Here is a 13,868-nt window from a genome sequence, read left to right as displayed (position 1 = left end):
CGCAGGCGACCGGAAGCTGGTTCGCGCACACGCCACTGACCGCGTCCCCCGCCAAGCCCCGGACCACAGAACACCCGCCGGCCGCACCCGCCGGCCGCACTGCGTAGCGCGAACCGCCACAGTGATTCAAGGTCTCCGGAAACACTTCTGACGATCGAGCAGTAATGAATTAAATTAGAACATTTCAAATATGTAAAAGGGCCCTTGAGTCCGGCGATCTTTCGGCCATGTTATGCGCCGACAAGCGAAGTTCATTGATTCATTGGCGAGGCAGCTCGCAGCTTTCACCTGAACGGGATGCATCGATGGCGTTCGATCGCGAAGATACGCTGTTCTACGTGGTGGTGAATCACGAGGAGCAATACTCGATCTGGCCGAGCTACCGCGACATCCCTGACGGGTGGCGCGCCGTGGGCGATCCGCGCGCGAAGGCCGATTGCCTAGCCTACATCGACGAGGTCTGGACCGACATGCGGCCCCTGAGCCTGCGCCGACACATGGAGGCTCAGGAGCGGGACGCGGGCGGCGCGCGGGCGTGACCGTGCCGGGACGAGTCCGGCTGTTCTGCCTGCCCTACGCGGGGGCGAGCGCCGCGGTGTTCGCGCAGTGGCGCCGCGGCCTGCCCGACGCGGTCGACGTCAGGCCCGTCGAGCTGCCGGGGCGCGGCTCCCGGATCGGCGAGGCGCCCTGCACCGACCCGCGGGCGCTGACGCGGCGCCTCGCGGACGAGGTCGCCGGTTCCGTCACGGGCTCCTACGCGCTGTTCGGCCATAGCCTGGGCGCGCTGCTCGCCTTCGAGCTGGCGCACGAACTCCGCGACCGCGGGATCGCGGCGCCGCGCGCGCTGTTCGCCTCCGGATGCGCCGGACCGGCGGTGTGCGACGGGGCGTATTTCCGCCGCCCGCGCAGCGACGCGGACCTGCGCGACGCGCTGTCCGCCTACGGCGCGACGCCGCCGGAGGCGCTGGCCGATCCCGCCCTGATGGCCCTGGTGCTGCCGGTGCTCCGGGCCGATTTCCGGCTGCGCGGCGCCTACACCTACGCGGCGCGCCCGGCGCTGGACTGCCCGATCCAGGCGCTCGGCGGGACGCGGGACGACGTCGCCCGCGCCGACCTCGAGGCCTGGGGCCGCGAGACGCGCGGCCCCTTCGACCTCGCGCTGTTCGAGGGCGACCACTTCTTCATCCACGCGCGGCGGGGGCCGGTGCTCGACCTCGTCGGCCGGCGGATCGGCGCGCGGGCCGAGGCCGCGGCCTGAGGCGGCCGCGCCCGCCCATCGGCGGCGCGCGGGCCGGCGGCGCGAACGAACGGGATGTCACCATGGAGGACGCCGTGATGGAACTCGTGACCAAGCCCCTGCGGGACGAGGGTCCTCTGCCGCTCCTGGTCACGCCGCCGGAGGGCGCCGCGGGCGCGGCGCTCGCGGACGCGCTGCCGGCGATCCGGGCCGCGGCCGAGGCGCACCTCCACGCCGCGGGCGGCCTGCTGCTCCGCGGCTTCAGCCTCGACGGGCCCGACGCGTTCCGCAGCTTCGCGGCGGGCTTCGGCCACGACCTCCTGAGCTACGAGTTCGGCTCGACGCCGCGCAGCGCCGTGACCCAGGGGGTCTACACCTCGACCGAGTACCCGCCCCACCAGCACATCCCGCTGCACAACGAGCAGGCCTACGCCCGCGACTGGCCGATGAAGATCTGGTTCTACTGCCAGCAGGCGGCGCCCGAGGGGGGCGAGACGCCGCTGGCCGACAGCCGCGCCATCTACCGCGCCGTGCCCGAGCCGATCCGCGCGCGCTTCGCCGAGCGGGGCCTGATGTACGTGCGCAACTACGGCAACGGGCTCGACGTGGCCTGGGAGCAGGTGTTCGGCACGCAGGACCGGGGGGCGGTCGAGGCGTACTGCGCCGGCCACGGGATCACCTGCGAGTGGAAGCCGGACGGCGACCTCCGCACCCGGCAGGTCTGCCAGGGCACCGCCCGCCACCCCGAGACCGGCGAGCCGGTGTGGTTCAACCAGGCCCACCTGTTCCACGTCTCGAACCTCGAGCCGGAGGTGCGCGCGACCCTCCTCGACCTCGTCGACGAGCCGGACCTGCCGCGCAACGTCTACTACGGCGACGGCAGCCCGATCCCCGACGCGGATCTCGACGCGATCCGCGCCGTGCTCGCCGCGCACACCGTCGTCTTCCCCTGGCAGTCCGGCGACGTGGTGATGCTGGACAACATGCTGACCGCCCACGCGCGGACACCCTTCAAGGGCCCGCGCAAGGTCGTGGTGGCGATGGCGCAAGCCGGCCGCGCGCAGTGATGGCGGCGGCGTTCGCCTTCGCGGAGCCCGGGTCCGCGCCAGGGACCGCGCTGTGGCGCGCCCTCGCGCGGGGCGCCCGCGCCCGGCTCGTGCTGGCCGGCGCGGCGAGCCTCGTCGGCGGGATCGCCACGACGGGCCTGATCGTGCTCATCAACGGGGCGCTCCACGCGTCCGAGCCCGCCCGGGCCGACCGGGTCGCCGCCTTCGCGGCGACCGCCCTCCTCGCCTGCGCGGCGCTCGTCGTCTCGCGCGCCCTCTTCGCCGATCTCGGGCAGCGCGGGCTCGCCGATCTCCGGTCCGCGATCGCCGCGCGCGTCCAGGCCGCCGCGTTCGCGGATCTCGAGGCTGTGGGGAGCGCCCGGGTGCAGGCGCTGGTGACCGAGGACGCCAACCAGGTCGCCAACTTCCTCACGGCGCTGCCCGTGCTCGTCACCAACTGCGCGGTGGTCGCGGCGACCCTCGCCTATCTCGGCTACCTGTCGTTCCCCCTGTTCCTGGCCTCGGCCCTCACGATCGCCCTGGGGGCCGTGGGCTACTCCGCCTGCTACGGCCGCGTCACGCGCCACCTCGCCCGGGCCGGGGCGGAGCAGGACCGCCTCGTCGGACATTTCCAGGCGCTGCACGGCGGCGCCAAGGAGCTGCGCCTCAACCGGGAGAAGGGGCGCCACTTCCTCGACGCGGTCCTGGCGACCGCGATCGCCCGCGTCGCCGACCACCGCCGGCGCGGCCTCGCCCTCCTCGCTCTGGCGGCGGGCTGGGGCCGCATCCTGTTCCTGGCCCTGATCGGGCTCGCGCTGTTCGTCCCCGGGACCGGCGCGCAGAGCCCGGCGGTGACGACCGGGTACGTCATCGCCCTGCTCTACCTGATGGGGCCGCTCGAGGCGGTGCTGAACACGATGCCGCTCGTCAACCTCGCCCGCGTCGGCGCGCGGCGGATCGAGGCGGCCTTCGCCGAGCTGCCGCCCGAGCCGGTCGGCGATCCGGGGACAGGCCCGGCCGCGCCCCGGCGCGACGCCACCGTGACCCTGCGGGGCGTGACCCATCACCGGGCCGATCCGCAGACCGGCGACCGCTTCGACCTCGGCCCGGTCGACCTGACGCTGCGCCCCGGGGAGATCACCTTCCTGGTCGGCGGCAACGGCTCCGGCAAGACCAGCCTCGCCCGGGTGATCGCCGGCCTGCACCCGCCGACCGGCGGGACGCTGTGCCTGGACGGCCGCCCGGTGGCGGGCGCGGCCCTCGCCGGCTACCGCGCGCACGTCGCGGCCGTCTTCTCCGATTTCCACCTGTTCGAGACGCTGCTCGGCCGGCCGGACGCCGCGCGCGAGCCGCAGGCGCGCGCGTGGCTGGCGCGCCTCGGCCTCGACGGCCGCGTCAGCCTCCGGGACGGGGGCTTCTCGACCCGCGATCTCTCGACGGGCCAGCGCAAGCGGCTCGCCCTCCTGGTCGCCTGCCTGGAGGACCGGCCCGTCATGATCTTCGACGAGTGGGCCGCCGACCAGGATCCCGACTCCCGGGCGGCCTTCTACGAGACGCTCCTCCCGGAGCTCGCCGCCGAGGGCCGGACGATCCTCGTCGTCACCCACGACGACCGCTGGTTCGACCGGGCCGACCAGGTCGTGAAGCTCGAGCGCGGCCTCGTGGTGGAGCACCGCGCCGCCGCGCCGCGCGGCCGTCAGGCGGGAGCCGGCGCGTGAGCCTGCACGAGAGCCTGCACGTGGGCCGCGCGCACCGCGCGCCGTCGCCGCACCGGCCCGCGCCGGACGACAGCCTCGTGGCGATCCTGCGGGCGCGGGCGGCCGCCACGCCCGACCGGCTGACCCTTCGCTTCCTCACGGACGGGCGCGCGGTCGGGGCGTCCCTCGACTACGCGGAGCTCGACCGGCGGGTCCGCGCCCTCGCGGCGCGCCTCCAGCGCGACGCCGAGCCCGGCGCGCGGGCGCTCATCGCCCTGCCGAGCGGGCCGGACTACGTCGTGGCGTTCTTCGCCTGCCTCTACGCGGGCCTCGTCGCCGTGCCCTCCTTCCCGCCGGAGACGCGGGATCCGCACCACGCGGCCCGCCTCGCCCTGATGATCGCCGACATGGCACCGCGCCACGTCCTGACCGATCGGGCGAACCGCGAGACCGTGGCGGCGACCTGCGCGGGCAGCTCCGTAAGCGCGATCGTCTGTGTCGACGCGGTCGGCAGCGCCGGGGCGGAGGCGTGGCGGCCGGTCCCGTGCCCGCCCGAGACCCTCGCCTTCCTGCAGTACACGTCGGGCTCGACCGCGAATCCCAAGGGCGTCGAGGTCACGCACGGCAACATCGTCGCCAACGCCCGCTGGCTCGCCGAGGCGATCGCGCCCGGCCCGGACGACGTCTTCGTCTCCTGGCTGCCCCTCTACCACGACATGGGCCTGATCGCGGGGCTGATCGAGCCGATCTTCGCCGGCGCGCCGCTCGTGCTGATGAGCCCGCAGGCCTTCCTCGCCCGGCCCGCCTCGTGGCTCGAGGCGATCGGCGCGCATGGCGGCACGATCAGCGGCGGCCCGGACTTCGCCTACCGGCTGGCCTGCGAGCGCGTCGGCGCTGCCGCGCTGGCGGGGCTCGACCTCGCCGGGTGGCGCGTCGCCTACAGCGGTGCCGAGCCGATCCGGCCCCGGACCCTCACCCGCTTCGCCGCGCGCTTCGCCCCGGCGGGCTTCGCGCCGACGGCGCTCAGCCCCGCCTACGGCCTCGCCGAGGCGACCCTCCTCGTCGCGGCCAAGCCCCTGGGCACGCCGTGGCGCCGGCTGAGCGTGGCGCCGGCGGCGCTGGCGGCCGGCCGCGCCGTCGCCGACGAGGCCGGCACCGCCCTCGCGAGCAGCGGCCGGCCGGTCCGGCCCGAGCACCTGCGGATCGTCGACCCGCGCTCGGGCCTCCCCTGCCCCGACGGGACGGTCGGCGAGATCTGGCTCAGCGGCCCCTGCGTCGCGCGCGGCTACTGGAACAACCCGGAGGCGACCCGCGCGACTTTCGTGCCCCGCGACGGCGCGACCTGGCTGCGGACCGGGGACCTCGGCTTCCTGGACGGCGGCGAGCTCTTCGTCACCGGGCGCGCCAAGGACCTCATCATCCTGCGCGGCCACAACGTCTATCCGCAGGACGTGGAGACGGCGGTCGAGGCGCGCGTGCCGGCCCTCCGCCCGGGGCGGGTCGCGGCCTTCGCGGTCGAGGGTCCGGCGGGCGAGGCGATCGGGATCGCCGCCGAGATCGGCCGGAGCGCCGCCGCCCGCGCGCCGGAGATCGCCGCCGCGGTCGACGCCGCGCTGGCGGAGGTGCTGGCCGAGCCGGCGGAACTCGTGGCCCTGCTGGCGCCGGGCACCCTGCCCAAGACCACGAGCGGGAAGCTCCGGCGCGGCGCGTGCCGGGACGGCCTCGCGGCCGGCGACCTCACCCCCCTCCACCTCTACCGGCGCCCGCAGGGTGCCCCGTCGCCGGATGAGCCGCCCCGGAGCGCGACGGAGCGCGCCCTCGCGGCGATCTGGTGCGATCTCCTCGGCCTCGACGAGGTCTCGCGCGGGCGCGGTTTCCTGGAACTCGGCGGCCACTCGCTCCTGGCGATGCGCGCCGTCGACCGCGTCCGCGCCGCCTTCGGGGTCGCCCTGCCGCTGCGCGACCTGTTCGCGGCCCCGACCCTCGCCGACCTCGCGGCGCGGATCGACGCGCTGCCCCGCGACGCGGTGCCGGCGCCCGCGCTCCTGCCGCGCGCGGGCCCGCCCCTGCTGTCGCTCGGCCAGCAGCGGCTCTGGCTGGCCGAGCGGCTCGGTGACCCGGCCGGGCGCGGCGCCTACGTCATGGTCGGACATATCCGGTTCGGAGGCCCGCTGGAGCCCGACCGGCTCGCCGCGGCCCTGCGCCGGGTCGTCGCCCGGCACGACGTGCTGCGGACCGGCTATCCGACCGGCGAGGACGGCCTTCCGGAGCCCCGGATCGCCGAGGCGGTCGCCCTCGACGTGCCCGTCGACGACCTCACCGGCCTCGATCCGGGCGCCCGCGAGATCCGGGTCGCCGCGTGCGAGGCCGCGGAGGCGGCCGCGCCGTTCGACCTCGCCGTGCCGCCGCTCCTGCGCGCCCGGCTCCTGCGCCTGGCCGCCGACGATCACCGCCTCGTCCTGGCCCTCCACCACCTCGTCGGCGACGGCTGGTCGGTCGGCGTGCTGCTCTCCGAACTCGGGGCCGCCTATCGCGGCGCGGAGGCGCCGCCCCTCCCCGTCCAGTACGCGGATTTCGCGCGCTGGCACCGGGCGGCCGTGGAGCGCGCGGCGGCGGCCGAGACCGCGTTCTGGCGCGGGCACCTCGCGGAGGTGCCCGCCCTGCTGCCCCTGCCGACGGACCGGCCGCGGCCGGCGGTCCCGTCGCAGGCCGGCGGCTCCATCCGCTTCGAACTGCCGGGGCCGCTGGTCGCCCGCCTGGCGGAGCTGGGCCGGGCGCGCGGCGCCTCGCCGTTCGTCGTGCTGCTCGCGGGCTTCCAGGCCCTGCTCCATCGGCTGAGCGGGGCCGAACGCTTCGTGGTCGGCACCGACGTCGCGGGGCGGCCGCACCCCGATCTGGCCGGGCTGATCGGCTTCTTCGTCAACGTGCTGCCGATCCGGGCGCGCCTCGACGGCGCCCCGTCCTTCGCCGCGCTGATCGAGCGCGTCCGCGAGGACGTCCTCGCCGCCTTCGAGCACGCCACCCTGCCCTTCGACCGGATCGTCGACGCCCTCGACATCCCGCGCGCCCGCGCCCGGCCACCCCTCGTCCAGGCCCTGTTCGTGATGCAGAACGCGCCGCCCGGCGATTTCGGTGTCCCGGGGCTCGCGGCCGAGGCCCGGGCGGCCAGCGCGCACGGCTCGAAATTCGAGATGGCGCTCTTCCTCGACCCGCCCGCGCCGGGGGGCGGGATCGCGGCCGAGTGGGTCTTCGCCACGGCCCTGTTCACCCCCGAACGCGTCGCGCGCCTCGCGGAGGCCTACGCGACCCTGCTCGCCGCCGCAGCCGCCGCGCCCGCGGCCCCGCTCCCGACCCTGCTGCCCGACCGGCCCGACCTTCTGCCCGCGCTCCCGCCCTCACGAGACCCGGAGGACCCCGTCATGTCGAACACCGCCCCGTCGCTCCCGCGCACCGGCCGCCTGGAAGCGAAGCTCGACAAGCTCAAGGGACTGGGCGCCGGCAAACCCGCCGCCGCCGCGGGCGAGCCGGCCCGCCTCTCGACCCTGGCGCCCGGGCGCGACTTCCCCCTCGTGATCGAGCCGCTGTCGGCCGACGTCGACGCGGTGGCCTGGGCGACCGCCCAGCGCGACTGGGTCGAGGGCAAGCTGCGCCGCCACGCCGGCCTGCTGCTGCGCGGCTTCGGCATCGCGACCCCGCAGGAATTCGAGGCCTTCGCCGAGGCGCTCCAGCCCGGCCTCTACGGCGGGTACGGCGACCTGCCCAAGAACGAGGGCGGGAAGAACACCTACCGCTCGACGCCCTATCCCGAGCGGGAGATGATCCTCTACCACAACGAGAGCAGCCACCTGCATGCCTGGCCGCGCAAGCAGTGGTTCTTCTGCCAGCAGCCGTCGCCGGTGGGCGGCGCGACGCCCATCGTCGACTGCCGCGCGCTGTACCGGCAGCTGCCGCCGGCGATCGCCGACCGCTTCGAGCGCCTGGGGCTGATCTACGTCCGCACCTTCACGGAGCGCTTCGACGTCGACTGGCGCCGGTTCTTCCACACCGAGGATCGCGCGGCCGTGGAGGCGCGCTGCCGGGCCGAGGGCGTCGACTTCGCGTGGCTCGACGCGGACACGCTCCAGACCCGCACGCGCTGCCCGGCGGTGGTCACCCACCCGCTGACCGGCGAGAAGTCGTTCTTCAACCAAGTGCAGCTGCACCACCCGCGCTGCCTCGACCCCGAGGTGCGCACCGACCTCCTCGGCCTCGTGGGGCCGGAGCGGATGCCGCGCGACGTGCTCTACGGCGACGGCACGCCGATCGAGGACGCGGTGATGGACGAGGTCGGCCGCCTCTACGAGGCGATCGCCGTGCGCTTCGACTGGCGCCCCGGCGACGTCGTGATGCTCGACAACATGCTCGCCGCCCATGCCCGCGACCCCTACGAGGGGCCGCGCCGGATCGTCGTCGCCATGGGCGACATGATCGAGCGCGGCGCGGTCACGGGAGCGGCGGCATGACCGGCGCGGCGATGACCGGCGCGGCGATGACCGGGGCGCCGGCCTCCCTCGCGGCGGCGCCGACCCGGGCGCTGACCCCCGAGCAGCGCGCCTGCCTCGACGAGACCGGCACCGCGCCGAATCTCGTCGCCGAGATCGACCTGCCCGGGCCGGTCGAGGCGGACCGCCTCCGCCGCGGCCTCGCCGCGGTCGCCGCCCGCCACGACGTCCTGCGCACCGCCTTCGTGCGCGAACCGGGCTTCCGCGGCCTGCGGCAGGCCGAGGCCGGCGCGCCCGCTATCCCGCTCGATACCGGCGCGCCGCAGGGAGACGTCGGGACCGTCGGCCTCGCGCCGGAGCGCGGCCAGACCCTCGCGGCCGTCCTCCTGCCGGGCGCGACGCCGCGGCTGCGCCTCGTCGCCAGCGCCCTCGCGGTCGATGCCGGCAGCCTCGACCGCGTCCTGTCGGAGGTCGCGGCCGCCTGCGCGGACGACGCGGCACCCGGCGCCGATCCCGAGGCCGCGACCTACGCCCAGTACGCGGAGTGGCGCGAGGCGGTCGCCGCCGACGACGCGGACGGCGAGGGCCAAGCCTACTGGCGGGACCAGATCGGCGCGGGCGCGGCGCCCCTCCGGCTGCCCTATCGCCAAGGGTCGGCCGCCGACGCGGTGGAGGAGCCGGCCGCCGCGATCCGGCTGAGTCGGGCCGTCGACGCCGCCGTCACGGACGCCTTCGCGCGGGCGCTGGCCCGGCCGGACCTCGCCGCGGCCGGCGCCGAGGCCGTGCTCCAGGCCGCGTGGTGGCTGCTCGTGGCGCGCCTCGCCGAGCGGACAGAGATCCTCGCTGGCTGGGCGCACGATTGCCGGCGCGACTACGCGGTCTTCGCCGGCACGGTCGGCGTCTTCACCAAGACGCTGCCCCTGCGCCTCGTCCTCCCACCGGAGACCAGCGTCTCGGAGGCCGCGGCCGGTCTCGCCGCGCGGCTCGACGAGCACCGCGCCTTCCAGGAACTCTGCCCCCTCGACGCGGCCGGCGACGACCGCCGCCCCGCGGTCGGCTTCGCGCTCGCGGCTCAGGGGGCCGCGCAGGACCGGCTCCTGCCCGGACCCGCCGGGTTCGAGCTCTGCCTGGAGCCGGCCCTCGACGCGGAGGGGCACCTCGCCGCGCTGACCTTGCACGCCGACCCGCGCCGCTACGCGGTGGAGGCCCTGGAGACCCTGCTCGATCAGGTCGAGACGCTGCTCGCCCGCCTGCCCGCGAAGGCCGCGACGCCCTTCGCGACCTACCCGCTCGTCGGCGCGCGCGAGGAGGTGCGCCTGCGCGCCTTCGGCCGCCCGGCCGCCCGCGCCCTGCCGGCGGAGACCCTTCCGGTCCTCGTCGCCCGCCACGCGGCGACGGCGCCGGACGCCCCCGCCCTCGTCGGCGCCGGCCGCACCCTGTCGTACGCCGCGCTGGAGGACCGCGTCGCGCGCCTCGGCGCCTGGTTCGCCGCGCGCGGCGTCGGTCCCGAGCGCGTCGTCGCCCTGGACCTGCCGCGCTCCGTCGACCTCGTGGTGGCGATCCTCGCGGTCTGGCGCGCGGGGGGCGCCTACCTGCCCCTCGACCCGGCCTGGCCGCAGGCCCGCCGCGACCGCCTGATCGCGCTCGCCCGGCCCGCGCTGACCGTGGCGCTCTCGGCCGACCCCGCGGCCGGCCGGCACGCCCTCGGGGCGATCCTCGACGGCCTCGGTGAGGCCCGGCACCCCGCCAAGGCCCGCGACCCCTCCGACATGGCCTGCCTGCTCTTCACCTCCGGCTCGTCCGGGACGCCGAAGGGCGTGGTGATCGAGCACGCCCAGATCCGCGCCTACGCGGAGGCCGTCATCGACGCCCTCGACCTGTCCGGTCACGGGCGCTTCGCGCTGACCTCCACGGTGGCGGCCGACCTCGGCAACACCATGCTGTTCGCGGCGCTGCGCCTCGGCGCCTGCCTCGTGGTCGCCGACGAGGCCGAGATGGCCGACGGCCCGGCCTTCGCGCGCTTCCTGCGCGGCAACGCCGTCGCCTGCGCGAAACTGGTCCCGTCCCACCTCGCCGCCCTCCTCGACGGCGTCGAGGACCCCGCGCTGCCCGCCCTGCTGGTGCTCGGCGGCGAGCCGACGCCGGCCGCCCTGGTCCGGCGGATCCGGGCGGCGGCGCCGACGACGCGGATCGCCAACCATTACGGTCCCACCGAGGCCTGTGTCGGCGTGCTGGTGCATCCGGACGCGGCCACCGCGCCGCCGGACGAGAGCCTGCCGCTGAGCCGCGTGCTCGCCGGCAGCGAGGCCTACATCCTCGACGCGGCGGGCGCGCTCGCGCCGACCGGCGCGGTCGGCGTGCTCCACCTCGGGGGCGCCCAGATCTGCCGCGGCTACCTCCCGGGCACGGAGGCCGGCGGCGCGGGCGCGTTCTCGCCCAACCCGTTCGGAGCGGGGCGGCTCTACCGCACCGGCGACCGGGCCCGCCTGCTGCCCGGCGGCCGCCTCGTGCTCGCCGGGCGGGCCGACGACCAGATCAAGCTGCGCGGCCACCGCGTCGAGCCGGGCGAGGTCGAGGCCACGCTGGCGGGCCTCGCCGGCGTGAGCCAGGCGGCGGTGCGCCCGTTCACGGGGCCGGACGGCGCGACCGGACTCGCGGCCTACGTGGTCGCCGATCCCGAGCGGACACCCGCCGCGCTCCTCGCGGCGCTGGCCGAAACCCTGCCCGCCGCGTGGCTGCCCGCCCCGATCCTGCGCCTCGACATTCTGCCGCGGCTGGCCAACGGCAAGATCGACCGCGCCGCCCTGCCCCGTCCGGACGTTCATCCGGACGCGGACACGGGCGTCCCGCCGCGCACGGCGCTCGAGACCGTGCTCACCGACGCCATGGCCGAGCTGCTGGGCCTCCCGGCGGAGCGCCTCGGCGCCGCGGGCGACTTCTTCGCGGCCGGCGGCAACTCGCTCCTCGTCATCAAGCTGACGGCGCGCATCCGCAAGCTGCTCAAGGTCGAGATCCCCCCGAGCCTGGTCTTCGACCACAGCACGCCCGCGACCCTCGCGGCGGCGCTCGGCACCTACGCCCCGCCGGACGCGATCGAGGAGACGGCGAGCCTGCGCCTGGAACTCGCCGGCCTGAGCGAGACCGAGCGCGCCGGCCTCGCCGGGGTGGGCGCGTGACCGGGGTCGGCGCGCGCGACGCGGCGCGGCGCGCGGCCCTCGCCCGCCTGCTGCGGGAGGACGCCGAGGCGGCCGACGGCATCCCGCGGCACGCCGGCGGCCCGGCGCCCCTGTCGTTCCCGCAGGCGCGGCTCTGGTTCCACCAGCGCTACGACCCGGAGAGCCCGGCCTACCACTCGGCCCGGGCCTTCCGCCTCACCGGCCCCCTCGACGTCCCGGCGCTCGAGGGCGCGTTCCGGAGCCTGATCGCCTGTCACGACGTCCTGCGCACGGCGCTGGCGGATACCGCCGACGGCCCGCGCCAGATCCTGCACCCGCACGTGCCGTTCGAACTCGAGCGCGTCCCGGCCCTCGACGGTGACCCGGGCGCGGCGCTGCGCGCCTTGAGCCGCCGCCCCTTCGATCTCACCCGCGCGCCGCCGCTGCGCGCGGTCCTGTCGGAGGCGGATCCGGCGGGCGGGCGCGTCCTCCTCGTGGTGATGCACCACATCGCGGTGGACGCGTGGTCGACGGCGCGGCTCTTCCGGGATCTGGCGCAGGCCTACCGCGCGGCCCTCGCCGATCCCGCGCGGATCGGGCAGCCGCTGCCCGCCCCGCGCCTGCGCTTCGTGGATTTCGCCGCGTGGCAGCGCGCCCGGTTCGACGGCGCGGCCGGGTCCGCGGCGATCGCGCGCGGGCGCCGCTACCTCGGCGACGCCGTCCCGGCCCTGGACCTGCCCCTCGACTATCCCCGCCAGCCCCTGGCGAACCGCCCGGGCGGGCGGGTCGACTTCACCCTGCCCGCCGACCTCGCCGGCGCGGTGGCCGCGTTCTGCCGGTCGCAGGCGTGCCCGCCCTTCGTGGCGCTGCTGGCGGCGTGGCAGGTGCTGCTCGCCCGCCTGAGCAGCCAGACGGACTTCGCCGTCGGCGTGCCGAACGCCGCCCGCACCCGCCCCGAGCTGCAGGACCTCGTCGGCTTCCTCGTCAACACGCAGGTCTACCGCGTCCGCCTCGATCCGCGCGGGAGCTTCCGCGATCTCTGCGCGCGGCTGCGCGGCGAGGCGATGGCGTTCCTGGCCGAGGACGACGTCCCCTTCGAGCGCCTCGTGGCGGAGACCGGGATCGCGCGCGACGCCGCGACCACGCCGGTCTTCCAGGCGGCGTTCAACTTCCGCCCCAGCCGGGATGCCGCCCCCATCGACCTCGCGGGGGTCGCGGCGGCGCGGATCGACGTCGACGTGGCGAGCGCCAAGTTCGACGTCGCCCTCGACGTCGCGGCCGACGGGACCGGCATCGATTGCCAGCTCGAGTACGATGCCGGCCTGATCGCGGACGCTACCGCCCGGCGCTGGCGCGACGGGTTCCTCGCCCTGCTGCGCGCCCTCGTCGCGGCGCCGGACCGGCCCATTCACGCGGCGAGCGCGCTCACGGCCTCCGACCGGGCGGTGATCGGGTCGGCGAACGCGACCGCCCGGGCCTACCCGGACGGCGCCGGCGACGTCCTCGCCGCCTTCGCAGACCACCGCGCGCAAGACCCGGACGCCCCGGCCGTCACAGACGCCCGGACCAGCCTGACCCGCGCCGGCCTCGACGCCCGCGCCACCGCCATCGCCCGACGCCTCGCCCGCGCCGGCGCCCGACCCGAGCGCGTCGTCGGACTCCTCCTCGAGCGCACCTGCGACCTGCCCGCCGCCTGGCTCGCCGTCCTCAGGACCGGCGCCGCCATCCTCCCCCTCAACCCCGAACTGCCCCCAGCCCGCCTCGCCGCCCTCGCCGCCGAGGCCGACCTCCTCCTCACCCAGCCCGAACTCGCCGACCAGCACCCCGCCCTCGCCGACGCCGCAGGGCGAGCGCCCCTCGTCCTCGACGCCGATCCGGATGCCGATCCGGATACCGATCCGGATACCGACGCGGACGACGACAGCGCCCGGCCCGTCCGGCCCCGCACCCGCGCCCCCCACCCGGACGCGCTCGCCTACGTCCTGCACACCTCCGGCTCCACCGGCACCCCCAAGGCCTGCGCCAACACCCACGCCGCCCTCGCCAACCGCCTCGCCTGGATGGCCGACCACCTGCGCGTCGGTGCCCACGACACCATCCTGCACAAGACCCCCGTCTCCTTCGACGTCGCCGTCTGGGAGATCCTCCTCCCCCTCGTCACCGGCGCACGCCTCGTCCTGGCGCCACCCGGCGCCCACCGCGACCCCGACGCCATCGCACGCCTCATCGGCCGGCACGCCGTCACCCTCCTG

7 protein-coding genes are annotated in these 13,868 nt (G+C 76.5%); all 7 read left to right on the top strand.

The features are described 5' to 3' along the window. Positions 1-305: 305 nt before the first annotated feature. The gene (locus BM419_RS27860) at positions 306-539 is read left to right on the top strand and encodes an MbtH family protein (protein ID WP_020094344.1); all 234 of its coding nucleotides are present in this window, start codon (positions 306-308) and stop codon (positions 537-539) included. A 2-nt stretch (positions 540-541) separates the two neighbouring features. Further along, a complete protein-coding gene (locus BM419_RS27855; protein WP_244540037.1) occupies positions 542-1,258 on the top strand; it encodes a thioesterase II family protein in 717 nt (238 codons plus the stop codon). A 62-nt stretch (positions 1,259-1,320) separates the two neighbouring features. Then, positions 1,321-2,304: a TauD/TfdA family dioxygenase gene (locus BM419_RS27850; RefSeq protein ID WP_020094342.1), complete on the top strand. Its 984-nt coding sequence runs from the start codon at positions 1,321-1,323 to the stop codon at positions 2,302-2,304. After that, complete coding sequence (locus BM419_RS27845; protein ID WP_091928341.1) at positions 2,304-4,001, top strand: cyclic peptide export ABC transporter; 1,698 nt, start codon at positions 2,304-2,306, stop codon at positions 3,999-4,001. The genes BM419_RS27850 and BM419_RS27845 overlap by 1 nt, the downstream gene beginning before the upstream one ends. After that, positions 3,998-8,482, top strand: a complete 4,485-nt coding sequence (locus BM419_RS27840) for a condensation domain-containing protein (protein WP_091928340.1) — start codon at positions 3,998-4,000, stop codon at positions 8,480-8,482. Before BM419_RS27845 ends, BM419_RS27840 begins: the two co-directional genes overlap by 4 nt. Then, a complete protein-coding gene (locus BM419_RS27835; RefSeq protein WP_091928339.1) occupies positions 8,479-11,637 on the top strand; it encodes an amino acid adenylation domain-containing protein in 3,159 nt (1,052 codons plus the stop codon). Before BM419_RS27840 ends, BM419_RS27835 begins: the two co-directional genes overlap by 4 nt. Continuing rightward, on the top strand, positions 11,634-13,868 hold a 2,235-nt coding region (locus BM419_RS27830), incomplete at its 3' end, for a condensation domain-containing protein (RefSeq protein WP_139257145.1). The genes BM419_RS27835 and BM419_RS27830, both read left to right, overlap by 4 nt.

This window comes from Methylobacterium sp. yr668 (assembly GCF_900116245.1).
Taxonomy (GTDB): Bacteria; Pseudomonadota; Alphaproteobacteria; order Rhizobiales; family Beijerinckiaceae; genus Methylobacterium.
The sequence above is the reverse complement of the archived record's forward strand: the minus strand, read 5'-3'. Positions and strand labels throughout refer to the sequence as shown.